At 68.3% G+C, this 22,698-nt stretch carries 22 protein-coding genes; 13 read left to right on the top strand and 9 right to left on the bottom strand.

Annotated elements, in window-relative coordinates:
• Positions 1–31: 31 nt before the first annotated feature.
• Entirely contained in the window at positions 32–1,396 is a 1,365-nt protein-coding gene (locus tag F6J84_RS14285) for an aminomethyltransferase family protein (RefSeq protein WP_150974440.1), read from the bottom strand.
• 283 nt (positions 1,397–1,679) lie between these two features.
• On the opposite strand from F6J84_RS14285, the gene F6J84_RS14280 reads away from it, so the two are divergent.
• From F6J84_RS14280 to F6J84_RS14260, 5 genes are read left to right on the top strand one after another with little or no spacing between them, the layout of a single operon-like run.
• Positions 1,680–2,462 carry an ABC transporter ATP-binding protein gene (locus tag F6J84_RS14280; protein ID WP_150893716.1) on the top strand — a complete coding sequence of 261 codons (783 nt, stop codon included), beginning with the start codon at positions 1,680–1,682 and terminating at the stop codon, positions 2,460–2,462.
• Entirely contained in the window at positions 2,449–3,159 is a 711-nt protein-coding gene (locus tag F6J84_RS14275; RefSeq protein WP_150893718.1) for an ABC transporter ATP-binding protein, read from the top strand. The genes F6J84_RS14280 and F6J84_RS14275 overlap by 14 nt, the downstream gene beginning before the upstream one ends.
• 3 nt (positions 3,160–3,162) lie before the next feature.
• On the top strand, positions 3,163–4,044 hold the full coding sequence (locus F6J84_RS14270; RefSeq protein WP_150893719.1) for a branched-chain amino acid ABC transporter permease: 882 nt from the start codon (positions 3,163–3,165) through the stop codon (positions 4,042–4,044).
• Complete coding sequence (locus F6J84_RS14265) at positions 4,044–5,114, top strand: branched-chain amino acid ABC transporter permease (protein WP_150893722.1); 1,071 nt, start codon at positions 4,044–4,046, stop codon at positions 5,112–5,114. Before F6J84_RS14270 ends, F6J84_RS14265 begins: the two co-directional genes overlap by 1 nt.
• Positions 5,115–5,116: 2 nt before the next feature.
• A complete protein-coding gene (locus tag F6J84_RS14260; protein ID WP_150974439.1) occupies positions 5,117–6,370 on the top strand; it encodes an ABC transporter substrate-binding protein in 1,254 nt (417 codons plus the stop codon).
• Positions 6,371–6,517: 147 nt separating this feature from the next.
• On the opposite strand, the gene F6J84_RS14255 is transcribed toward F6J84_RS14260, so the two are convergent.
• From F6J84_RS14255 to F6J84_RS14220, 8 genes are all read right to left on the bottom strand, one after another.
• Positions 6,518–7,174: a GntR family transcriptional regulator gene (locus tag F6J84_RS14255; RefSeq protein ID WP_150974438.1), complete on the bottom strand. Its 657-nt coding sequence runs from the start codon at positions 7,172–7,174 to the stop codon at positions 6,518–6,520.
• A 161-nt stretch (positions 7,175–7,335) separates the two neighbouring features.
• On the bottom strand, positions 7,336–7,929 hold the full coding sequence (gene folE, locus F6J84_RS14250) for a GTP cyclohydrolase I (RefSeq protein WP_150974437.1): 594 nt from the start codon (positions 7,927–7,929) through the stop codon (positions 7,336–7,338).
• Entirely contained in the window at positions 7,926–8,522 is a 597-nt protein-coding gene (locus F6J84_RS14245; RefSeq protein WP_150974436.1) for a PadR family transcriptional regulator, read from the bottom strand. Before F6J84_RS14245 ends, folE begins: the two co-directional genes overlap by 4 nt.
• A 126-nt stretch (positions 8,523–8,648) precedes the next feature.
• A complete protein-coding gene (gene ligM / locus F6J84_RS14240; RefSeq protein ID WP_238702527.1) occupies positions 8,649–10,055 on the bottom strand; it encodes a vanillate/3-O-methylgallate O-demethylase in 1,407 nt (468 codons plus the stop codon).
• Positions 10,056–10,107: 52 nt separating this feature from the next.
• Positions 10,108–10,983, bottom strand: a complete 876-nt coding sequence (gene purU, locus F6J84_RS14235) for a formyltetrahydrofolate deformylase (protein WP_150974435.1) — start codon at positions 10,981–10,983, stop codon at positions 10,108–10,110.
• A gap of 14 nt (positions 10,984–10,997) precedes the next feature.
• Positions 10,998–11,873: a methylenetetrahydrofolate reductase gene (locus F6J84_RS14230; RefSeq protein WP_238702526.1), complete on the bottom strand. Its 876-nt coding sequence runs from the start codon at positions 11,871–11,873 to the stop codon at positions 10,998–11,000.
• A gap of 119 nt (positions 11,874–11,992) precedes the next feature.
• The gene (locus tag F6J84_RS14225) at positions 11,993–12,541 is read right to left on the bottom strand and encodes a MarR family winged helix-turn-helix transcriptional regulator (protein WP_150974434.1); all 549 of its coding nucleotides are present in this window, start codon (positions 12,539–12,541) and stop codon (positions 11,993–11,995) included.
• Between the two features lie 78 nt (positions 12,542–12,619).
• A complete protein-coding gene (locus tag F6J84_RS14220) occupies positions 12,620–14,104 on the bottom strand; it encodes an aldehyde dehydrogenase family protein (protein WP_202980456.1) in 1,485 nt (494 codons plus the stop codon).
• A gap of 322 nt (positions 14,105–14,426) precedes the next feature.
• On the opposite strand from F6J84_RS14220, the gene F6J84_RS14215 reads away from it, so the two are divergent.
• From F6J84_RS14215 to F6J84_RS14180, 8 genes are all read left to right on the top strand, one after another.
• Positions 14,427–15,302 carry a transketolase gene (locus F6J84_RS14215; RefSeq protein ID WP_150974432.1) on the top strand — a complete coding sequence of 292 codons (876 nt, stop codon included), beginning with the start codon at positions 14,427–14,429 and terminating at the stop codon, positions 15,300–15,302.
• Positions 15,302–16,264 carry a transketolase family protein gene (locus F6J84_RS14210; RefSeq protein WP_150974431.1) on the top strand — a complete coding sequence of 321 codons (963 nt, stop codon included), beginning with the start codon at positions 15,302–15,304 and terminating at the stop codon, positions 16,262–16,264. The genes F6J84_RS14215 and F6J84_RS14210 overlap by 1 nt, the downstream gene beginning before the upstream one ends.
• Positions 16,265–16,290: 26 nt before the next feature.
• Complete coding sequence (locus tag F6J84_RS14205) at positions 16,291–17,358, top strand: zinc-dependent alcohol dehydrogenase (protein WP_150974430.1); 1,068 nt, start codon at positions 16,291–16,293, stop codon at positions 17,356–17,358.
• Positions 17,355–18,887 carry a sugar ABC transporter ATP-binding protein gene (locus F6J84_RS14200; protein WP_150974429.1) on the top strand — a complete coding sequence of 511 codons (1,533 nt, stop codon included), beginning with the start codon at positions 17,355–17,357 and terminating at the stop codon, positions 18,885–18,887. Before F6J84_RS14205 ends, F6J84_RS14200 begins: the two co-directional genes overlap by 4 nt.
• A 1-nt stretch (position 18,888) precedes the next feature.
• A complete protein-coding gene (locus F6J84_RS14195; RefSeq protein WP_238702525.1) occupies positions 18,889–19,872 on the top strand; it encodes an ABC transporter permease in 984 nt (327 codons plus the stop codon).
• Positions 19,873–19,978: 106 nt separating this feature from the next.
• Positions 19,979–21,007 carry a sugar ABC transporter substrate-binding protein gene (locus F6J84_RS14190; RefSeq protein WP_150974427.1) on the top strand — a complete coding sequence of 343 codons (1,029 nt, stop codon included), beginning with the start codon at positions 19,979–19,981 and terminating at the stop codon, positions 21,005–21,007.
• A gap of 13 nt (positions 21,008–21,020) precedes the next feature.
• Positions 21,021–21,842, top strand: coding sequence for an SDR family NAD(P)-dependent oxidoreductase (locus F6J84_RS14185; RefSeq protein ID WP_150974426.1), 822 nt, complete (start codon positions 21,021–21,023; stop codon positions 21,840–21,842).
• Between the two features lie 71 nt (positions 21,843–21,913).
• Positions 21,914–22,696 carry an SDR family NAD(P)-dependent oxidoreductase gene (locus F6J84_RS14180; protein ID WP_150974425.1) on the top strand — a complete coding sequence of 261 codons (783 nt, stop codon included), beginning with the start codon at positions 21,914–21,916 and terminating at the stop codon, positions 22,694–22,696.
• Positions 22,697–22,698 lie beyond the last annotated feature (2 nt).

Raw genomic sequence — 22,698 nt, 5'->3', positions numbered from 1 at the left:
CTACACATCCGGCACGCCCCCGGCGCCCTCCTCAGGCGCGATAGACCGTCCGCGCCCACTCGTGGTACGGAGCCGGCGCGACCGTCGCCCGGATCGTCACCTGACGGTGATGCTGGTCGACCGAGTCCTTCGCCGAGATCGGGTCCTCGCCCCAGACCACCTCGACCTCGGTCCCGTCGGCCAGGCCCACATCGACCGTGGCCAGCGACATGTACAGCTGGTCGTAGGCGACGTAGCCGGCATCCGTCGAGATGCCGACCCGCTCACCGCCGCGCCGGACCTCGTCCATCTGGTAGAGGCCGTAGCGGGCCTTCGGGAAGTCCAGGAACTTCGCCGGGGTGCCGGGTTCGAGCTGGGAGCGGACGACGTCGGCGACGTCCTCCGCGTTCCACAGCAGCGTCACCTTCCGCCGCCGGGGGGCGGCGGCGTGCTTCTCGAGCGCCGCCCGTCCGTGGAAGTCATGGTCGAAACGCACCGAACGCCCCAGTCCCAGGTCGTAGGGGGTCAGGTAGAAATCGTGCACGTCCTCGGAGAAGAGTGAGCCGGCCACGGAGCCGATGCGCTCCGCCGGCAGCCACTCGCGGTACTCCGCCATGTCGTCGTCGAAGACGGCGGGGAAGGGGGTGGGGACCCAGCCCGACTCCAGCGGGGTCGCCGAGTACGCCTTCGCCCCGATGCGACGGATGCCGAATCCCTCACCGGCCGCCATGATCGCCTCGAGGACCGCCTCGTTGTCCGCCCACGGGCCGAAGAACTCGAACCCGGGCTGCCCGGCCATCCCGTGGCGCAGCCCCTTGACCTGTCGGCCGGCGATCGTGAAGTCGCCGATGTGGAAGAACTTGACCTCGGGGACGGGCCCGTCGAACAGCTTCTCCATCACGTCGTCCGCGCGCGGACCCTGCAGCTCGTAGCGGTAGAACGTGGGCGGGCCCTGGCGCATGTGCGAGTTCGGTTCGAGGCGCATGTGCACGTCCTTGCCGGCGGCCTGAGCCTTCTCGATCGTGAAGCGCACCCAGTCGATGAGGATGTGGTGTCCGACCAGCACCAGGCCCTCGGCATCGGCCGAGTTGTAGAACAGGATGCCGTCGCCGATCAGGTACCCGTCCCGGTTGACCGAGATCAGCTGCTTGGCGACCCCGGGCCGGAACGTGGCGAACGTGTTCGGCGAGATCGTCTCGAGGGTCGGGATGAGGTCCGCCCCGCCGAGGAAGAGCTGGGTCATGTGGTGGGACTGGTCCATGAGCGCGACCGTGGTGTTCCACGACCGTTGTTCGTCGCGCCAGTTGGTGAACTCCGGGGCGACGGGGAACGTGAATGCGGGCCAGTTCTGATTGCGCAGGAGCTCCACCGGGCTCCCGGTGCGGGCGATGGCGGCTGCCAGGGATTCGGATGTCATCGTCGACCTTCCTGTCGTTTCCTCCGATGGTGCGCCCGGCTGCGGAAGGACGCCAGTCGATTTCGTATGAACGGAAATTCGCGAGTGACCTGCGCTTCTTCTCCCTGCGTCCCGCCGCGCCGGGTACCCCGCAGCCGTAGGGCTTAAGGCACGGTTCGATATCGTCCGCGACGGTGCACGCCAAAATCGTTGACAATCTGAGCGCGGATCCGTACCGTCCCATGAGCGGGGCGGGATCGCTCCGATTCGTCGCGATGAGGCAACGACGGTCGAAAGGTGAGCGATGGCAGCTCGATTGACTCTGCAAGAGGTCAATCTGCGGTTCGGTGGGATCAGTGTGCTCCAGGACGTGGGGTTCACGGTCGAGCCGGGTCAGATCTTCGGACTCGTGGGTCCGAACGGCGCGGGAAAGACCTCGTTGTTCAACTGCATCAGCGGGCACTACCGGCCGAGTTCGGGCTCCATCACGATCGACGGTGAGGAGATGCTCGGCTCGAACCCGGCGAGCCTGGCCCGACGCGGCCTTGCTCGCACGTTCCAGCATCCGGCCCTGCAGCTGAACTCCACCGTCCTCGAGAACGTCCTGCTCGGCGCGCACACCCGGCTCCCCGGCGGCCCGCTCGAGTGGTCGATCCGCGCTCCGCGCACACGTCGCACCGAACGGGAACTGCGTGCAGAGGCGCTCACGCTGCTCGAGCGCACGGGGCTCGACTGGGCGGCGGGCCTGCCCGCGGATGAACTGTCGCACGGGCTCCACAAGGGCATCGAGCTGTGCCGCGCGCTGCTCTCCCGGCCCCAGCTGCTCCTGCTCGACGAGCCGGCCGCCGGGCTCCCGCACTCCGAAGTGGAGCAGCTCATCCAGACCGTCCGGGACATCCGGGATCACGACGACATCACCGTGGTCATCGTCGAGCACCACATGGGTCTGATCGCCGCGCTCACGGACCGCGTCGTCGTCCTCGATCACGGGAGCAAGCTCATGGAGGGCACCGCCGCAGAGGCGCAGTCGGACCCGCGCGTCATCGAGGCCTACATCGGAAAGGACGCCGTCGATGACGTTGCTTGAGCTCGAGGACGTCACCGCGTTCTACGGTCCCGTACAGGTGCTGGAGGGGGTGTCGCTGTCCGTTCCGGAGGGCGGTGCCGTCGGCATCCTGGGCGCCAACGGAGCGGGGAAGACCACCACGTTGCGCGCGATCACCGGCGTGGTGCGCGCGGGCGGGAAGATCACCTTCGACGGCAAGGACATCCGGGGCAAGCGGCCCGAGCAGGTGGCGGCCATCGGCATCGCGCATGTCCCCGAGGGCCGCGGGACGCTCAGCGACCTCACGGTGCGGGAGAACCTGCGCGTCGGGGCGTACCTGCGTAAGGACCGCAAGGGCATCGAGTCCGACATCGAGTACCTTCTCGACCTCTTCCCGAACCTCAAGGAACGCTACCGTTCGCACGGTTCCGCGCTCTCCGGGGGGGAGCAGCAGATGCTCGCCGTCGCCCGCGCCTTCATGGCCCGGCCGCGACTGCTCCTGCTCGATGAGGCATCCTTGGGGCTCGCCCCGAGCACGGCCAAGAATGTCTATGACGCGATCCGCCGGCTCCGCGCGGAGTCCGGGATCGCCATGCTCGTCGTCGAGCAGAACGCCAACCTCGCCCTCGGCCTCGTCGACACCGCCACGGTGCTCGAAGTCGGCCGGAACGTGCTCACCGGCACGTCCGCGGAGTTGCGGGGCATGGACGAGATCCGACGCGCTTACCTGGGAGGCTGACCGATGGGTACCTTCATTCAGCTCGTCGTCGACGGGCTCTCCACCGGCTCGATCTACGCGGCGCTCGCGCTCGCGATCGTGCTGGTCAATCAGGCCACCGGCCTCATCAACTTCGCCCAGGGCGGGATGGCGGTGCTCTCCGCCTACGTCGCGTGGTGGTTCACCGGGATCGGCGTGCCGCTCATCCTCGCCATCCTGCTGGCCGTGCTGTTCTCGTTCGTGATGGGAGCGTTCCTCGAGCGGTACGTGATCCGGAGGTTCGAGCGGGGCGACCCGGACACCGCCGTGGTGGTGACCATCGGGTTGCTCACCCTGATCACCGGGATCTGCGGCTGGCTCTGGAGCTACAACAACCAGCAGATGCCGTCGCTGTTCCCGCTCGACACGGTGCAGGTGCTGGGCGCCTCGATCAGCGTCCGCTCGATCGGGACCACCGTCGTGATCATCGCCATCATGCTGTTGCTGCAGGGCCTGTTCGTGGGCACGAAGTTCGGTCTGGCGCTGCGAGCGGTCGCGGTCAACCCGCAGTCGGCCTCCTTCTCGGGGCTGCCGGTCGGACGCCTCCTGATGGCGGGGTGGGGCCTCGCGGCCGGGCTCGGTGCCGTCGCGGGTGCGCTCGTCGCGCCGCAGCTCACCCTCACCCCCGGGATGATGGACAACGCCCTGGTCTACGCCCTCGCGGCGGTGATCCTCGGCGGCCTGTCGAGCCCCTTCGGCGTCGTCGTGGCCGCCTGGCTCATCGGTGTGCTGGAGAACCTCGCCGCCGTCTACGTCCCCTTCATCGGCTACGACCTCAAGGTCGTCGTGCCGTTCCTGCTCATCTTCGTCGTGCTCCTCGTGCGACCTCAGGGTCTGTTCGGCCGGAAAGCGGTGGTGCGCGTCTGATGTCCGCTGCAACGGAATTCCTCTCCCGCCCCTGGGTGCGGTGGCTCATCGTCGCCCTCGTGGTGGTGCTGCTCATCGTCGCCCCGCTCGGCCTGCCCGAGTTCGCGAACCAGACACTGGCCCGGATCGGTGTCTTCGCCGTGGCCGTACTGGGACTGAACGTGGTGATGGGCTACACCGGCCAGGTGTCGCTCGGCCAGATCTTCTTCGTCGGAGTCGGCGCGTACGCCACGGCGTGGGGCGTCGCCGAGGGCTGGAACATCACCCTGGTGTTCCTGCTCAGCATCGTGGTGCCGGGTGTGCTCGGGCTCGTGATCGCGCTCGCCGCCGCACGGCTCGGCGGCCTTGCCATCGCAATGGTCACGATCGCGCTGCCGATCGTCGGAGTCCCGCTCGCCAAGCGGCTCTCCGACATCACCGGCGGATCGCAGGGGGTCTCGGCGCGGTTCTCGGACGCACCGGAATGGTCGGGGTTGTACGACGATCAGTGGCAGTTCTACCTGGTCCTGATCATCGGCGGGATCGTCTTCCTCCTCACCCGCAACCTCGTGCACGGTAAGTACGGCCGTGCGTTCGCGATCGTGAAGTCGAACGAGGCGGTGGCCTCCTCGATGGGCGTCTCGCCGTACCGCTACAAGGTGATGGCCTTCACCGTCGCGGCGATCATCGGCGGGGTGGCCGGGTTCCTCTACATGGCGGTGGTGCAGTACACCTCGCCCGAGACCATGAGTTTCGGTCACTCCATCACCCTGCTCGCGTCCATGGTCATCGGCGGTGCCGCCAGCATCGTCGGGTCGCTCCTCGGCGGCGCGTACTACGTGCTGGTCCCGCAGTTGACCAACGTCATCGACCCGAACCTGACCGCGCTGCTGCAGGGCGCCCTGCTGCTGTTCGTCCTGTTCGTCCTTCCCGGCGGGCTCGTCTCGCTGCCGCGCCGCATCGCGCGCGCGGTGCGACGGTCCCGCGGCGGCACCGGCCGGTCCGGTTCGCCATCGACCTCTCCGTCTCGGCCCGCAACGGAGCGGACCGTTACGGAGAGCACCAACACAGAGAGGCAAGATCAAGCATGAACATGCGAAAGAGTACGAGGAGTGTCCTCGGCGTCGTCGCCCTGACGTCCGCCGTTGCGCTCGCGCTCAGCGGTTGTGCGCGAGGCGGCGACGGTGGCGGGTCGGATGGCGCGGCCACCGCGAGCCCCGGCATCACGGACGAGAAGATCACCCTGGGCATCACCACCCCGCTCAGCGGTTCCACCGCCGGCCCCGGCACCTGCACCGTCGCGGGGATCACGGCATACTTCGGCGCGGTCAACGCCGACGGCGGTGTCGAGTTCGGCGACGGCAAGACCCGCACGGTCGAGATCAAGGCTCTCGACGACGGTTACGACCCGCAGAAGGCGAAGTCGAACTACGACCAGCTCAAGGACAGCGTCTTCGCGATGACGGCGGGTCTCGGCACGCCGACGAACCGCGCCTATCGCGAGGCCGCGATCGCCGACGAGGTGCCCCAGGTGCTCGTCATGACCGGCGACCCGATCTTCAGCGAGACCGAGGAGAGCCCCTGGCAGCTCGGCTTCGTGCCGATCTACCAGAACGAGGGCGAGGCCTTCGGCAAGCTCCTGGCCGAGTCCGGTCAGGACCACAAGGTCGCCATCCTCGCGCAGAACGACGACTACGGCGAGGGCTACGTCGAGGGCTTCATGGACGGCATCGAAGGTGCCGACAACGTCGAGGTCGTCAAGGAGCTGACCTACGAGGCCACCGACACCTCGGTCGACGCGCAGCTGACGGAGCTCGCCTCCACCGACGCCGACGTCTTCTTCAACGCGATGTCGATCACCCCGCTGGTGATCTCGGCGCTCGAGAAGGCCCAGCAGCTGAGCTGGCTGCCGAGCTGGTTCCTGCCCTCGAACACGTCCAGCCCGGGCGCGATCGTCACCCCTGGCGGCGGCGACGCCTTCCCGGGCGTGTACACCGTCGCGTTCGCCCAGTCTGCGTCCAGCCCCACCTTCGCGGAGGAGGCGGAGGGGCAGCAGTTCCTCGACCAGCTGAAGGAGTACGCGAACTACTCCGACGTCCCGGCCTTCCCGCACTGCGTGTGGAGCTACCAGGTCGGCGCGACGCTGCAGACGGTGTTCGAGCAGATGACCGAGCCGACCCGCGACAACTTCATGGAGGCGCTGCGCTCCGTGGACGGGCTGGAAGCGCCGTTCATGCTGGAGGGCACCTCCGTGAACACCACTGAGGACGGCCTGCCGGCCGTGTCGACCGTGGTCGTCCAGAAGTACAACGGTGCCGGCTACGCCACCGTGCAGGACTTCGGCTGATCCACCGCTGACGAGAAGGGCGGTCCGGCTTTCCCGCCGGGCCGCCCTTTCGCGTCCCGATCACCCGCGAGACTGCATCGGCGGCACGAGACGGACCGTGATCCGCGCAGTCTCGTGCGGAGGATGCGGTCTCGGTGCGGGGGTGCCTCAGTCGAGGTTGCGGAGCATCTGCACGATGCCGGCCAGGTGGGCGCGGGTCGCCGCCTCCGCCGCATCCGGGTCCCGCGCGACGACGGCGTCGATGATGGCGATGTGCTCCGGGGCGGACTGCGTCGCGCGCCCGGGGTGGAAGGCCAGGCGGAACTGGTGGCGCGCGGACTGCGCACGCAGCCGCTCCAGCAGCTGGATCGCGGTCGTGTGCCCGCTGAGCTCCTGGATGCGCCGGTCCATCTCCTGGTTCAGACGGGAGTACTCGACGAGGTTCCCGGCGGCGAGGGCGGCCTCGATCCCGTCCCGCAGCTCGGTGAGCACGGCGATGCCCGCTTCGTCCACGTTCTCCGCGGCCTTGCGCGCGCAGAGGGATTCCAGGCCCACGCGCACCTCGACGATCTCGATGGCCTCCGCCGTGCTGATGGCGCGCACGCGCGCGCCGCGGTTCGGCAGCCGCTCGACCAGGCCCTCGCTGGCGAGGGTGAGCAGCGCCGTGCGCACGGCTGCCCGCGTCGCATCGAACCGCTCGCTCAGGTCCGCCTCGATCAGCCGCTGCTGCGGCGCGAACTCGCCGCCGAGGATGGAGTCCCGGATCTGCTGCGCGAGATCGGGGCGACCGAGGGCATCGACCTCGGGTTCGGGGGTGAGCGTCATCGTCAACCACTTTCCCTCGTGCGGTTCGCCCGGCGTGTCCGGCGCGGATCGTCAGCACTATTGTCGCCGATTTTTGCGACAATCGGGAGGCGACCTTCGGGCCGGCGTCCGGACGCACGCGGAAGGCTGCGCCGGAGCACTCCGGCGCAGGCGGTCCGGCCTCAGGACGCGGAGTGCTCCCGCGCCGCGAGGCGCCAGGTGGCGTCGGGGATGGAGCCGACCGTGGCGACCGTGACCGCCCGGGACGACGCGGCACGCGGCTCGAGGTGTGCCACGCAGCCGTGCGTCGCCTCGATCCGCACGGCCACCCCGTGCGGGCGCAGCACCGTCATGAGGGCGTCCGCGATCTGCTGGCCGAGACGCTCCTGCAGCTGGGGGCGGCGGGCGGCGAGGTCGACGAGGGAGGCGATCCGGCTGAGGCCCGCGATGTGGCGCTCTGGTGCGTAGTAGACGTCCACCACCCCGTCGAAGGGGAGCAGGTGGTGCTCGCACACCGAACGGAACGGGATGCCGGTCATCCCGACGAGCTCTCCGGGGTGCTCGTTCTCGGTGAGGGCGACGGGCGCCCCGAGCGCCGAGGCGGGGTCGACCCCGAGACCGGAGAAGAGGTCGAGCATCAGGTCCGCTACGCGCTCCGGCGTGCGCAGCAGCCCCAGCCGGTCGGCGTCCTCGCCGACGGCCAGCAGCAGGTCGCGGACCGCGGCCACCGCGAGGGCGCGATCGGTTCCCGTCGAAGTGCGGGGCGTCGTCGTCATGTCGTCTCCTCAGTGGCGTCGAGTCGGTCGACGAGCTCGAGCCCGTGCCGGGCCCAGTGGATCTCGCCTCGGGCGCGCTCCACGAGTCCCTCGTAGGCGAACCGCTTGTAGGCGATGGTGCGCTCGCGGTCCTCGTCGGCGGTGACGGCGAGGCGGCGCATGAGCATCGGGTTGTCCACCGCGTCGATGCGGCGGAGCTCACCCTCCCACTGCTCGAGTTCGCCCTCCCACTGGGCGATGTGCGCGCGCAGGAAGGCGCGCGCCTGGTCGGGGGTGGCCGCCTCGAGGTAGGCGGCGCGCAGGTGCGCAGGATCGCGCACGCGCTGGTAGTCGGGGGGAGAGGCCATCCAGTCGAGGAACGCCTGCTCGCCGGCCGGGGTCATGTGGTACATCCGCCGGGTGCCGCGTTCGCCCCGCGCCTGCTCCTCGCCACGGATGAGCCCCTCGCTCTCCATCTTCCGCAGCTCGGGGTAGATCTGCGAGTCGGGTGCGTGCCAGACGTGGCCCACCGACACCGCGAACTGCTTCTGCAGGTCGTAGCCGGATTGCGGGCCCACGCGCACGAGCGCGAGCAGGGCGTATCGCAGGCTCATCGGGTTCCCTCCTGGAGCGCGCCCCCGGGAGGACGCGGGCGCCGTCTGCCGACCCTACCGGCGGGATGCGGCGGATATGGCACGAGGGGCCCGAGCGCATGCGCCCGGACCCCTCGTGGTGGTGGATCAGGCCTTGTCGTAGCCGGTGCGCCAGCCGCCCTGGTACGTCTGACGGGCGACCGTCGAGTACGGGACGGGGCTCACGACGACGCGGACCTCGGTCTGCTCGTGCGGCTCCACGGACGCCTTCGACGTGCCGCCGTTCGGCTCGCCCCAGACGACCTTGAGCTCGGTGCCCTCGGGGACGTTCTGGTCCACGACGCCGAGCGAGAGGCCGCGCTTCTCGTTCGCGCTGTAGCCGGTGAACATCGAGAACCCGACGTTCGTGCCGTCCGCGTCCACGATCGAGTCGTAGTTCGCCGAACCGTAGTTCGCCAGCGGCAGGTCGAAGAACTTGTAGTTCGGGCCGTCGACGTTCAGCAGCGAACCCCAGACCTTCGCGAGGTCCTCGGCGTTCCAGGCCAGCGTGACCTTCTTGCGCTGCGCGTCCTTGTCCATCTTCTCGAGGGCGTCGCGGCCGATGAAGTCGTGGTCGAACTTCACGAAGGAGCCGTAGCCGAGCTCCCACGGGGTCATGTAGTAGTCCTCGATGTTGTCGGAGACGAACGAGCCGGCGAGGGTACCGGTGGCCTCGTAGCTGTCGGTGCCGAGCCACTCGCGGTAGGCGCGCTCCGCCTCGCCGGTGTAGATGGCGGGCAGCGGCGACGGGATCCAGCCCGACTCGAGCGTGTTCGACGGGTACGCGCGGGAACCGACGGGGACGAGGCCGAACTCGGCGCCCGCCTCGACGATCGCGTCGCGGATGAGGTCGTGGTCCTCGTACGGACCCCAGATCTCCAGGCCCGGGGCGCCGGCCATACCGTGGCGGAGCGTGCGGACCTCCTTGCCGGCGATCTGCATCGTCGACATGTTGAAGAAGCCGATCTTCTCGAGCGGTCCGCCGTTGAGCTTCTCGATGACGGCCCAGGCGTTCGGGCCCTGGATCTGGAAGCGGTAGTACTGACGGCTCACCGCGTGGCCGTACGGGCGCGAGGGCGAGCGACGGTCGACGGAGATGTCGAGGTTCTGGTATCCGCCGGTCTCACCGTGGAACAGCAGCCAGTTGGATGCGGGCGCACGGCCGACGTACACGTACTCGTCCTCCGCCTCGCGGAAGAGGATGCCGTCGCCGATCACGTGACCGGATGCGGTGGTCGGCACGTACTGCTTCGCCTTGTTCACGGCGAAGTTGGCGACCGAGTTGATCGCGGTGTCGCTGATCAGCTTGATCGCGTCCGAGCCCTTGAGGAACACGTTGTCCATGTGGTGGGACTGGTCGTACAGGACCGCGGTCTTGCGCCACGCCTGCTGCTCCTTGATCCAGTTCTGGAAGTCCGCCGGCACGACGGGGTAGATGTAGGAGCCGATCTGCGAGTTGCGCAGCATCTCGACGGGGTTGGCCCCGTCGAGCATTTCCTGAAGGTTGTTAGCCACGGATGGAACCTCTCTGTTCTGTCGGTGGACGCCTCGGTCGAGGCGCCCGGTCTCAGGTGAAGACGATGGTCTGGTTGCCGTGCCGGATGACCCGGTCCTCGGCGTGCCACTGGACGGCGCGGGACAGCACGGCACGTTCGACGTACGCTCCCCGGGCCTGCAGGTCCCCCGCGCTCATGGCGTGGGTGACGCGCGCGACGTCCTGCTCGATGATCGGACCCTCGTCGAGGTCCTTCGTCACGTAGTGCGACGTGGCGCCGATCAGCTTCACACCGCGCTCCTTGGCCTTCTTGTAGGGGCCGGCGCCGATGAAGGCGGGGAGGAACGAGTGGTGGATGTTGATCACCGGGACGCCCACGTTCGTGAGGAAGTCGTCGGAGAGGATCTGCATGTACCGGGCGAGGACGACGAAGTCCACGTTCCCGGCGAGCAGCTTCACGATCTCCGCCTCCGCCGCGGACTTGTCCGGTCCCTGCGAGGGCACGTGGAAGAACGGGATGCCGAAGGAGCGCACGTCCTCCGCCGTGTTGGTGTGGTTGGAGATCACCATCGGGATGGTGACGTTCAGCTCACCGCGACGGTGCCGCCAGAGCAGCTCGAGCAGGCAGTGGTCGCTCGTGGAGGCGAGGATCGCCATCCGCTTGGGCACGGACTGGTCGGTCAGCTGCCAGGTCATGCCGTAGGGGCCGAGGGTCTTCTCCAGGTCCGCCTCCAGCTCCGGCATCGCCGCGGACAGGTCCGGGCGGTGGAAGAGGACGCGCTGGAAGAAGGCGCCGCCCTCGGGGTTGTCGGAGTACTGATCCAGCGTGACGATGTTGGCCTTGTTGCGGGTGATCAGACCCGTCACCGCGGCCACCAGCCCGGGCTGGTCCGGACCGTGCACGATGAGGCAGGCGTGGTCGCGCAGGGCGTTCGAATGCAGCGTCATAGGAAGCGTTCTCCTCAGGATCGGGCGGCGACGTAGTCCCGCGCCCACTGAGAGGTCGCGAGCAGCCCGCCGAACGTGTAGAAATGCAGTTTGACATCCCCGGAGGAGGGGTTCTGCGCAAGCAGGGCCGCCAGGTCGGTGACGAAGCGGTCCGGACCCGCGGTGCCCATGAGGTTCGTGAGCGAGAACCCGTACTTCTTCACGATCATCGCGTTCGCGCCGACGCCGAAGCGGCGGGCGAATCCGATCAGGCGCTTGACGCCGGCCGGTCCCGGGGTGCCGATGCGGATCTCGGTCTCGATGCCGCGGTCGCGCACGCCCTGGATCCAGGTCGTGACCGGGTCGGTGTCGAAGGCGAACTGGGTGAGGATGACCGCATCCAGTCCCGCATCCTTCAGGGCGGCCGACTTGTCCTCGAGGTGGCGCCACAGGACGTCGTTCGGGATGTCGGGGTGTCCCTCCGGGTAGCCGGCGATGGACACCTCCTTGACGCCGTACTTCTGCAGGATGCCCGAGCGGATCACCGACAGGGAGTCCGGGTAGGGGCCCTCCGGCTCGGCCGGGTCGCCGCCGACGGCGAACACGTGCTCGGTCGCGCCGACCTCCTGGAGGCGTCCGAGGAACTCCTCGAGCTGCCCCTGGGAGGACAGGCGCCGGGCGGAGATGTGCGGGACCGGGATGAATCCCATGTCCTTGACGGCTTTGGACGCCGCGACGCGCATGTCGAGGTCCTCGTTGCCGAGGAAGGTGACGTTGATCTTGGTGCCGGCCGGGATGGTCGCGCGCGCCTGCTCCAGGCCGGGGATGTCCTTGCCGGTCATCTCCAGCGAGTAGTCGTCGACGAGACGAAGTGAGGCGGCATCGTTTGCTGCGGGTGAAGTGTGAGCCACTGATCGGGTCCTTCCGCTCGGGAGTGCATCGTTGCTGCTCCAATCGCCACATTACCTATGGCCATAGGTAATGGCAAGAGGTATTTCCGCCGGACTCCACCTGGCGGAAGGGTGGACGCTCAGACGCCGACGGACGACGTCGTCGTCGCGGCTCCCACCGGCTCGGGGAGGGCCGCGTCCCGGACCTTCTCGATCATCTCGCGCAACCACGCGTTCATGTCCGCGGTCTGCTGCGCGGTCATGCCGGCCAGGATGATCTCCTGCCCGCTCATCGAGATCGGCAGCATGTCGTCGTGCATCTGCGCGCCGGCGGCCGTGAGGTACAGCGGCCGTGAACCGCGCGGCCCGTCTGCCAGCACGATGAGGTGGCGAGCGGCGAGCACCGTGACGCTCTTGGAGACGACGGCCTTGTTCACCGCGATGAACTCGGACACCTCGGAGGCGGACGCCCCCGGCCACATCGCGAGCGCGGAGATCACCCGCCAGTCGTTGGTGCCGAGCCCGAAGCGCCGGCGCAGCTCGTGCGACTCCCGCCATACCAGGGCGTTCGACAGGAGCGCCAGCAGGCGCGGGGTGAAGTTCTCCGGATCGATGATCTCGTCCAGCGGTTCGGTGACGAGGTCATCGAACCCGTTGTGGTGCCTGCGCGGCGGGTCACTGTGCGACATACCGGTCCTTTCGATGGTGAGGGAGCGACGATGGGGCCCGCCCCCGAAGGGACGGACCCCATCGTCGCGCGTGTGCGGTCAGTGCGCCATTCCGGCCAGCGCCTCCGGATCGATCGTGGCGATGGAGCGGCTGTCCTGGAACGCGCGGACGCCCTCGATGCCCTGTTCGCGGCCGAACCCGGACTGCTTCATGCCGCCGAACGGGGCGCGCAGGTCCAGACGCGTGGCGCCGTGGTCGTTCACCCAGACGTACCCGCATTCCAGCCGGCTGCCGACCCGGTGCGCGGCCGCGGGGTCGGCGGTCCACACCGATCCGCAGAGCCCTGCCCAGGTGTCGTTGGCGAGGCGGATGGCCTCCTCCTCGCTGTCGAACGGGATGAGCGGGATCACCGGGCCGAACTGCTCCTGGGTGACCACGCGCAGTTCCAGCGGCGGGTCCACGACGATGGCCGGACGGAGGAAGTTGCCTCCGGCGAGGTCCCCGCCGGGGAGTTCGCCGAACTCGCGGACGTCCGCTCCGGCCTCCTTCGCCTCGGAGATGATCTCCTCGACGAACGCCTTCTGTGCCGGCTGGTGCAGCGGGCCCATCGTCGTCCCCTCGTCGAGGCCGTATCCGATGACGACCTTCTCGAGGCGGGCGGTGAGCCCGGCGACGACCTCGTCCAGTCGCGACCGGTGCACGAAGACGCGCTTGGCGTTCATGCAGATCTGCCCGGTCGTGTCGTAGATCGCCGCGTACAGCCGGTCGAGGTGCTCGTCGTCGATGATCGCGTCCTCGAGGAAGATCGCCGCGTCGTTCCCGCCGAGCTCCAGCGTCACCCGGGTGAGCGTCTTCGAGGCCATCTCCATCATGCGCTTGCCGCCGTTGACCGAACCCGTGAAGCAGACCTTCGCCACATCCGTGTTCTGGATGAGGCCGGACATGTTCTCGTCCCGCCCGGTGATGACGTTCAGCACTCCCGGCGGCAGCTTCTCGGCGATGCGCTGCACGACGCGGGTCGTGGCGAGCGGTGCCGAGGGCGGCGGCTTCACGATCGCGGTGTTCCCGGCCAGCAGAGCATGCGGAAGGGCGGCGCCGAGGATGGCGATCGGCCAGTTGAAGGGCACGATCACGGTCACGACGCCGAGCGACTGGTAGGCGACCTCGGTGGAGACGGGGATGGCGCCCGGGACGACCGGGAGCGTCTTCGTCGCGTCGACGTCGTCGGCCAGCATGAGGGCGAGGTTCCAGCGGATCTCGAAGACGAGGGCGTCGACCCAGGCCTCGAACCGCACCTTGCCGTTCTCCTGGGAGAGGATGGCGGCATCCTCGTCGCGGTCGTCCGCTATCCCGGCGATCGCCTCCGCCATGAGCTTCGCGCGTTCGGTGGCGCCCATCGCGGTCCAGGCCGGGTAGGCGGACTTCGCCGCGGCGACGGCATCCGCGACGTCCCCGGCGGATGCGGCGGCGGCGTGGCCGACGATCATCCCGGGCTTGGCGGGGTCGGCGACGGCGAGCGTGTCTTCGGTGAACCGCTCCTGCCCCCCGATGTACAGGCCCGTACGCGGGCCGGCCGTGGTCATGACATCAGTCATCTCGACATGCACCTCTCTGTGTGTCGTGGGTGTCGGAGGCGAGCCCCCGCTTTCCGCCCGGGAGGACGGGAAGTCTCGGGTGGATCGACTCCCGGCGAATTGCAGTCGTGGGTCGATTCTGCGGGCTCAGCGCCCGGTCCCTCCGAGTGTAAACAAGTTTAGATACAGTCCTGTTTACTTGTAAATAGGATCGTGCTAACGTCGCTCCCGCCGCGGGCGAAGAAGCCCGCCGGCAACCGAATGAGTGTCGACGAGGACGCCGCCATCGGCGTCGGGATCGGCATCCATGTCATCACCGAGGAGACATGCGATGAGTACGCACACCCTGGACACGGGGAAGATGCACAGCGTCGAGGAGCTCGAGGAGCTCGCGTTCGAACTGCGCACCAAACTGCTGCAGCTCTGCGGCACGTACGAGGGAGCCGTCCACATCGGCGGGGACCTCTCCGCCGCCGACATCTTCACCGCACTGTTCGAGTACGGGCTGCGGGTCGACCCCACCGACATCGCCAACCCGGCGCGCGACCGGTTCGTGCTGAGCAAGGGCCACGCGGCCGTCTGCATGTACATCGCGATGGCGATCCGCGGGTTCTTCTCCTATGACGGGATCGCCGAGACCTACGGGCAGCTGGACAGCGCCTACGGCATGCACCCGTGCAAGGTGCAGCTGCCGGGGGTGGAGTGCTCCACCGGTTCGCTCGGGCACGGTCTGCCGCTGGCGGTGGGGATGGCGCTCGGCGCCCGCCACCGCGGCGAGGGGCACCGCGTCGTCTGCCTGCTCGGCGACGGCGAGACGGGCGAGGGGTCGGTCTGGGAAGCGGCCATGGCGGCGCGCAGCAACGAGCTCGGGAATCTCGTCGCCTTCGTCGACCGCAACCGCCAGCTCATGACGAGCTTCGCTGAGGAGCGGGTCGTGTTCGAGCCGTATCCCGACAAGTGGCGGGCATTCGGCTGGAACGTCGTGCAGGCCGACGGTCACGACATGGCGCAGCTGGTCGCCGCCATCGACGCGCTCCCGCCGGCCGACAGCGACCGGCCCACGGTCGTCATCTGCGACACCGTCAAGGGCAAGGGCGTCGATTTCATGGAGGCGAACCTCGCTTGGCATGCCGGATCCCTCGGCGCTGCCGACCTGGAACGAGCCATGGCCGCACTGGCGGCCTCGCGCGAGAAGGAGACCGTCTGATGCCCGTCACATTCACCTTCGGAGAGATGCTCTCGGCGCGCTCCGTGATCGGCTCCACCCTGGCGGAGCTCGGCGCCGAGCATGAGAACCTGTGGGTGCTGACCCCGGACATCGGGGCGACCCTGGTCGAGTTCCGCGACGCCTATCCGGACCGCTTCCTCGACGTGGGGCTCGCGGAACAGGCCTGCGTCGGCATCGCCGCCGGCCTCGCCTACGACGGGAACATCCCGGTCGTCTCGGGGATGCTCCCCTTCCTCAGCATGCGCGCGCTCGAACAGATCCGCACCGACGTCTGCTACCCCAACCTGCCGGTGAAGATCATCGGCACCCACGGGGGGCTCGTCGGCAACGGCGGCTCGACCCACTACGCCGTCGAGGACCTCGCCCTCATGTGCGCGCTGACGAACATGACGGTCACCTCGATCGGCGACCCGCTGATGGTCGGGGAGATCCTGCGGCAGTCCATGGCGATGACGGGGCCGCTCTACATCCGCCTCGCGGTGGGCAAGAAGGACAAGGTGCTCTACGAGCCGGGGGAGCACGACATCCGGATCGGCAAGGGCATCGTCGCCCGGGAGGGGACCGACGCGACGATCTTCACGCATGGGACGACGGTCGCCCAGGCCCTGGATGCCGCGGACGCGCTCGCGAAGGATGGCAGGTCGGTGCGGGTCGTGGACATGTTCACGCTCAAGCCGATCGATGAGGAGCTCGTCGTGCGGTGCGCGCAGGAGACCGACGGACGGTTCGTCGTGCTGGAGGACCACCTCGCCTACGGCGGTCTCGCCACCCGGATCGCCGACGTCGTCGCCGACAAGGGTGTTCACCTCACGGCGTTCGAACGCCTCGGCATCCCGCAGGTCTACGCCGGCTTCGGGGACGACGAGGAGTTGCGCGACAAGCACGGCTACGGCCTCGACGCGACGATCGCCGCGGTCCGCCGGATCATCGCCGCCCACTGAGCCACCTCGAGTCGACGGAGACGCGGATGAGAACGGTAGCGGTCACCAGGATCGGGAGTCTGCGCGACCCCGACGACACCACACGCGGGCGGGTCGGCGTCGTCGACTTCCCCGAACCTCCACTCGGGGTCGAGGACGTCCGCATCCGGGTGGCGTACTCCGCCATCTGCGGGTCGGATCCGCACCTCGCGGAGGGGTTCTTCGGAACCGACGTCCCGATCGGCCTCGGGCACGAGCTCTCCGGGATCGTGGAGGCGCTCGGCGAGCGGGCGCACCGGAACGGCCTGCGGATCGGGGACCGGGTCGCGGGGAACTTCCTGCGCTTCTGCGGCACCTGTCGTCCGTGCCAGGAGGGCCGGCAGCAGTTCTGCGAGCACATCCAGGACTACAACCGGCCCGGCATGGCCGAGACGGTCACCTGGCACGAGTCGCAGGTCTACCGGCTGCCGGACGACGTCAGCCTGCTGAAGGGGTGCCTGTTGGAACCGACCTCGGTCGCCGTCCGGATCGCGGACAAGACCCGGATGAGGGTCGGCGATCGCGTCGCGATCTGCGGTGGCGGACCCATCGGGCAGCTCGCGCTCCAGGTCATGAAGATGCACGGGGCGACATCGCTGACGATGATCGAGCCGATCGCCGAACGTCGGGCCATGGCGCGGCGGCACGGGGCGGAGTTCGTGATCGACCCCGCCGAGGAGGACCAGTCCGCGCTGGCCGACGAGATCACCGGCGGGCGGGGATTCGACGTGGTGATCGACGCCTCCGGATCCACCCGCGCGGTCCGGGGACTGCTCGACATCGCCGCGCGCGGGGGGACCGTGGTCTACGGGGCGATGTACCCCGAGGACTTCGAGATGCCGCTCAACCTCTCGGACTTCCTCTACCTCAAGGAACTCACGCTCACCGGCGTCTTCGTGTCGCCCTATGCGTTCCCCCGGGCCCTGCAGATCCTGCCGCACCTCGACGTGGACGAGCTCACCGCAGCCGTGTTCCCGCTCGAGGATGCGGAGGAGGCCTTCGCCGCCCATGTCAGCGGGCGCCACCCCAAGGTGGTCCTCCGGTGCAATCAGATCGATGAGGAGGTCCGGCGATGAGCATTCCTACTTATGTAGACGCCCCCGCTTCGGTGCCGTTCATCGCGCCGCTCCTTGAGGTGCGCGGTATCACGAAGCACTTCGACGGTGTCCAGGCGTTGCGCGGTGTCGACCTGGAGGTGCGGCCCGGAGAGATCCATGCCCTTCTCGGGGAGAACGGCGCGGGCAAGTCGACGCTCATCAAGATCATCACCGGGCTGTATCGGCAGGATCAGGGCGAGGTGCTGATGGCCGGCGAAGCCGTCGACTTCCCCAATGTGCGCGCCGCGCACCGCGCCGGTCTCGTCGCGCTCTACCAGGAACTCTCGATCGTGCCGACGATCAGCGTTGCGGAGAACATCGTGCTGGGCGCGGAGGTGCCGGCGATGCTCGGGGTCGTGCGGTGGAAAGAACTTCGCAGGCACGCACAGGCCCTACTGGACCGCCTGGGCCAGCACATCAATCTGCGTCGCCTCGCCGGCGGGCTCTCGCCCGTCCAGCAGACGATGGTCGCGGTCGCCCGCGCCTTGTCGATCGATGCCAAGGTGCTGATCCTGGACGAGCCGACCGCGGCTCTCACCGACACCGAGATCGAGGGACTCTTCGCGGTCCTGCGGAGTCTGCGCGATGAGGGCGTCGCCATCGTCTATATCTCGCACCGCCTCGAAGAGGTGTTCGCCCTGTGTGACCGGCTCACCGTGATGCGCAACGGCCGCACCATCGTGACCAAGAATGTGTCCGACTCGTCGATCGACGACGTCATCTCGACGATGGTCGGTCGCGAGCAGAACGAGCTGTACCCTCAGCGCGGCATGGGCGGAGGCGAGGTCGTGCTGTCGGTCGACGGGCTCTCCGGTCGGCGTGTCAGCGACGTGTCATTCCAGGTGCGGGCGGGCGAGGTCGTCGGCGTCGGAGGTCTCGCGGGATCGGGCCGAAGTGAGCTGCTCCGTCTCCTCGCCGGAGCGCAGAAGAACTCGGCGGGCATCGTGGAGGTCGACGGAACCGCGGTGGTCGGCCGCGGAGTCGGTCGCGCCCTGGACGCGGGCATCGCCCTCGTTCCCGAGGAGCGCCGGGCGCAGGGCGTGATCCTCTCGGCACCGATCGCCGAGAACATCGCGCTCGCGAACCTGAAGTCGGTCAGCCCCGGAGGCATTGTGTCTCAACGACGCATCGTGCAGTTGGCCAAGCGGGCGCTCGCGGACCTGCGAATCAAGGCCAGAAGCGTCCGACAGCCCGTCGGGCAGCTCTCCGGCGGAAATCAGCAGAAGGTCGTGCTGGCGAAAATGCTCGCACGGAACCCGAAAGTGCTGCTCATGGATGAACCCACTCGGGGAATCGATGTGGGTACGAAGGCGGAGATCTACCGCCTGATCCGCGAACTCGCCGCAAAGGGAACCGCGGTCGTTGCCGTCTCGAGCGAACTGCCCGAACTCATCGGGCTTTCGGATCGGATTCTCGTGATGCACGAGGGCCACATCTCCGGCGAAGTCGACGCAGACGGCGCCGACGATGAGCTCATCCTCACGTACGCATATGGAAGGGACGCCTGACATGGCGCAGACAGAGACTCTCACGATCGCCGCGGTGGAACGCGACCGCCCTTCGCCCATGCAGTGGGTATGGCAGGGGAGCACGGTCATCGCGCTCGTCGTGCTCGTCATCGTGTTCACGATCACCGGCGGTGGGGTGTTCCTCACCGCCGGCAACATGACGAACATCCTCAATCAGGTCGCGATTCTGACGATCATCGCGCTCGGGCAGACCTTCGTCATGGTCGTCGGAGACTTCGACTTGTCGGTGGGCACGACGGCGACCCTGTCGGGCGCGTCGGCTGCCGCCCTCATGATCGCCGGTGTGCCCGTCCCGCTCGCGATCATCCTGGCTCTGGTCGTGGGCACGCTCGTCGGCGTGGTCAACGGCATCCTTGTCGCCTACCTCAACCTCTCGGCCTTTGTCGCGACGCTGGCGACCATGACCACCGTCGCCGGGCTCGCGCTGATCGTGACGGGTGGAACGACCCTGTACGGCTGGCCGGAGGAGTTCGGCTTCATCGGGCAGTCGCGTGTGAACGGTGTGCCGTTCCCGGTCATCTACGCGATCATCATCGCTCTCCTCGCTTGGGCGGTGCTGCGGTTCACGACGATCGGTCGACGGTGGTACGCGATCGGTGGCAATGCCGAGGTCGCCCGACTCTCGGGCGTCAGCGTCCGCTCCACTCGCTTTCTCGCATTCGTGGTCGCGGGTTTCCTCTCTGGCCTGGCGGGCATCGTCCTGGTCAGTCGCCTCGGCAGCGCCGGCTCCTCGAGCGCGAACGACCTCATGATGTTCGCGGTCGCCGCGGTGTTCCTCGGTATGACCCTGCTGCGGTCGGGTCAGGCGAACATCGCCGGGACGATCGTGGGTGTCGCGATCATCGGTGTCGTTCAGAACGGCCTCAACATCGTCGGGGTCAACACCTACATCCAGCAGGTGCTCATCGGCGTGATCATCATCGCCGCCGTTCTCCTGTCGGGGCTCAAACAGAAGAACGTGTAGCCGGGCCTCGGAGCACCTCGCCTCCACACACATTCCCCCCGTCGAGGCACCCGTCCCGGCGACTCCCCCCAACGCACAGTAAGAATCACGACAAAGGAGCACGCTCATGCGCACTGTAACCACGAAGCGGCGCCTATCGGCTGCCGCACTCACCATCGCCGCGCTGGTGGCTTTCACCGGATGCGCGGTGACCACCGGGGCATCGAGCGGCGGCACGGGCGCCGAAGGCAAGACTGATGGGCTCGGGGACGACGGCGTCTTCAAGGTGGCGGCGTTCACCGCGGGCTACGCGACCCCCGGTGGAAAGCTGACGCTGGACGAGTTCGTCGAGAAGGGCAACGCTCAGGAGAACTGGGAAGTGACGCTCTACACCAGCGCGTTCGACTACGACAAGATCAACAGCGAGGTCCAGACCGCCATCCAGCAGGGTGCGGACGCGATTCTCGCCGGGTTCCCTGACCCGCGCCAGATCGCCCCCCTCGTGCAGGCCGCACAGGAGGCAGGCATCCCGATCTTCTCGATCGACGGCGGCGTGGAGCCCAACGACGACTTCGTCGTGGACATCACCTTCAGCCAGGAAGTCACCTCGGACCTGACGGTCGGAGCGCTCGAGGAGGCGATGGGCGGCCTGGAGGGCAAGAACGTCATGGTCATCGGGCACGACCCGCACATCGGCATCCAGACCCGGTCGAACCTCGCCCTGGACAAACTCGAGGCGGCGGGAGCGATCATCGCCGGCGGTGACATGAAGCAGGCGCTCGACCCGGGAACCGGACGCACCGAGGCGCTGAACTTCGTCACCGACTACCTGCAGGCGAACCCCGAAGGTCTGGACGGGGTCTGGGTCGGATGGGATGACGCTGCCCTCGGCGCCGCCCGTGCCATCACGGAGGCCGGCCGCGACGACATCTACGTCACCGGCGTCGACGCCCTGGGCGAGACCGCCGTCGAGATCGCGAAGAACGGCCCGATGTACGCGTCCGTCGCCCAGGACTGGGTCAAGGTCGTCGACGACATGATCGTCGAGATGAACGCCTACCGCGACTCGGCGACGCTGCCCGACGTGAACTACATCCCGCTGGACGGGGAGCTCATCGATCGCAGCAACGTCGCGACCTACGAGCCGACCCTCTGAGCGGGCGGTCACGATGACCACGGCACACTCGACCCGCCTGTCGGCACTGCTGGACCTGAGTGGGGACATCGTCGTCGTGACGGGTGCCTCCAGTGGGATCGGGCAGGCGGCGGCGGAGATTTACGCCGCCGCCGGCGCCACCGTCGTCGTCCTCGGACGGAGCGAGGCCCGTGTGGCCGACGTCGCAGCGGGAATCGTCTCCGACGGAGGCACGGCCCACGGGTACGCCGTGGACATCGTCACGCGCGGCGCTGTGGCTGCCGTGTTCGAGAGGATCACGTCCGAAGTCGGTCGTCCCACGGTGGTTGTTGCCAACGCGGGAATCGCCGGTGGCGCGAGTTACCTCGGTGACGGCCGTATGGCGGACTACACGGACGCCGAGTGGGACGAGGTCATTGCGACCAACCTCACCGGAACGTTCGAGACGGTCCGCGCGGCAGCGCGTGTGCTCGAATCAGGCGGCCGGATCCTGGTCACCGCCTCGACGGCGGGGCTTCGGACCGACCCGATGGTCTCCTACGGCTACGTCGCCACGAAGGCGGGGATCCTCAACCTCGTCCGCCAGCTCGCCCTCGAGCTGGCACCGCGCGGCATCCGCGTGAACGCGATCGCACCCGGTCCGTTCAAGGGCACGCGCATCGGCGATGGCAAGACCGAGATCACGCCCGAAGCCGAGGCGGAGTGGGCAAAGACCATTCCCCTCGGGCGGATGGGGACGATGGCCGAAGTGCAGGGGCCCATGCTGTTCCTCGTCGCACCGGCCTCGTCGTTCGTCACCGGAGCCACCCTCGCTGTCGACGGAGGGGCGCTCGCCCTCTCACACACCGGATTCTGAGGAGTCCACCCACCTGTGCCGGCGCGGAGCCCTGCTCCGCGCCGGCACACCATCACGAAGGAGTGTCCAGGATGAGGCTAGAAGGAAAAGTCGCGGTGATCACCGGCGGCGCGAGTGGGATCGGTCGCGCGACCGTTATGAAGTTCGTCCAGGAGGGCGCGAAGGTCGTCATCGCCGACCTCGCCCTCGCCCAGGCGGAGGCGGTCGTCGCCGAGGTCGAGGCCGCAGGGTTCGCTGGAGCCGCCGCAGCGGCGCAGACCGACGTCTCGGTCTACGCGGACGTCGAGGCCGCTGTCGCGCGTGCCGTGGACGAGTTCGGCAAGCTCGACGTCATCTTCAACAACGCGGGGATCGCCGGCGGGAAGGCCCTCCTCGACCACGACCCCGAGGTCGACTACCAGCCGATGATCCGCGTCGATCAGGACGGCGTCTACCACGGCATCCTCGCGGCCGGACGGCAGTTCCGTGCGCAGGGCACCCCCGGAGTCATCATCAGCACCTCCTCCATCTACGGCGAGCAGGCGGCGGAACTCTCCTTCAGTTACAGCGCCGCGAAGGCCGCCGTGATCTCCTTCACGCGGTCCGCGGCGTACGAACTGGCTGCCTACGGCATCCGTGCGGTGGCGATCACCCCGGGCCGGGTGGGGACGCCGATCATCAACCAGTTCAGCGACGAGCTCAAAGCCACCTTCGCTGCCGAGCAGCTGCGCAACAAGATGACTGAGCCTCACGAGATCGCCGATGTCGTCGCGTTCCTCGCCTCGGACGAGGCCAACGTCATCAACGGCACCGTGGTGCACGTCGACGACGGGTACTCGGTGTTCAAGCAGCGGCTCGACCTCCCCGTGTTCTGAGC

Origin of the sequence: Microbacterium caowuchunii (assembly GCF_008727755.1) — a bacterium.
Lineage (GTDB): Bacteria > Actinomycetota > Actinomycetes > Actinomycetales > Microbacteriaceae > Microbacterium > Microbacterium caowuchunii.
Note: the sequence above shows the minus strand (reverse complement) of the source record. Positions and strands in the feature narration are given on the sequence as shown.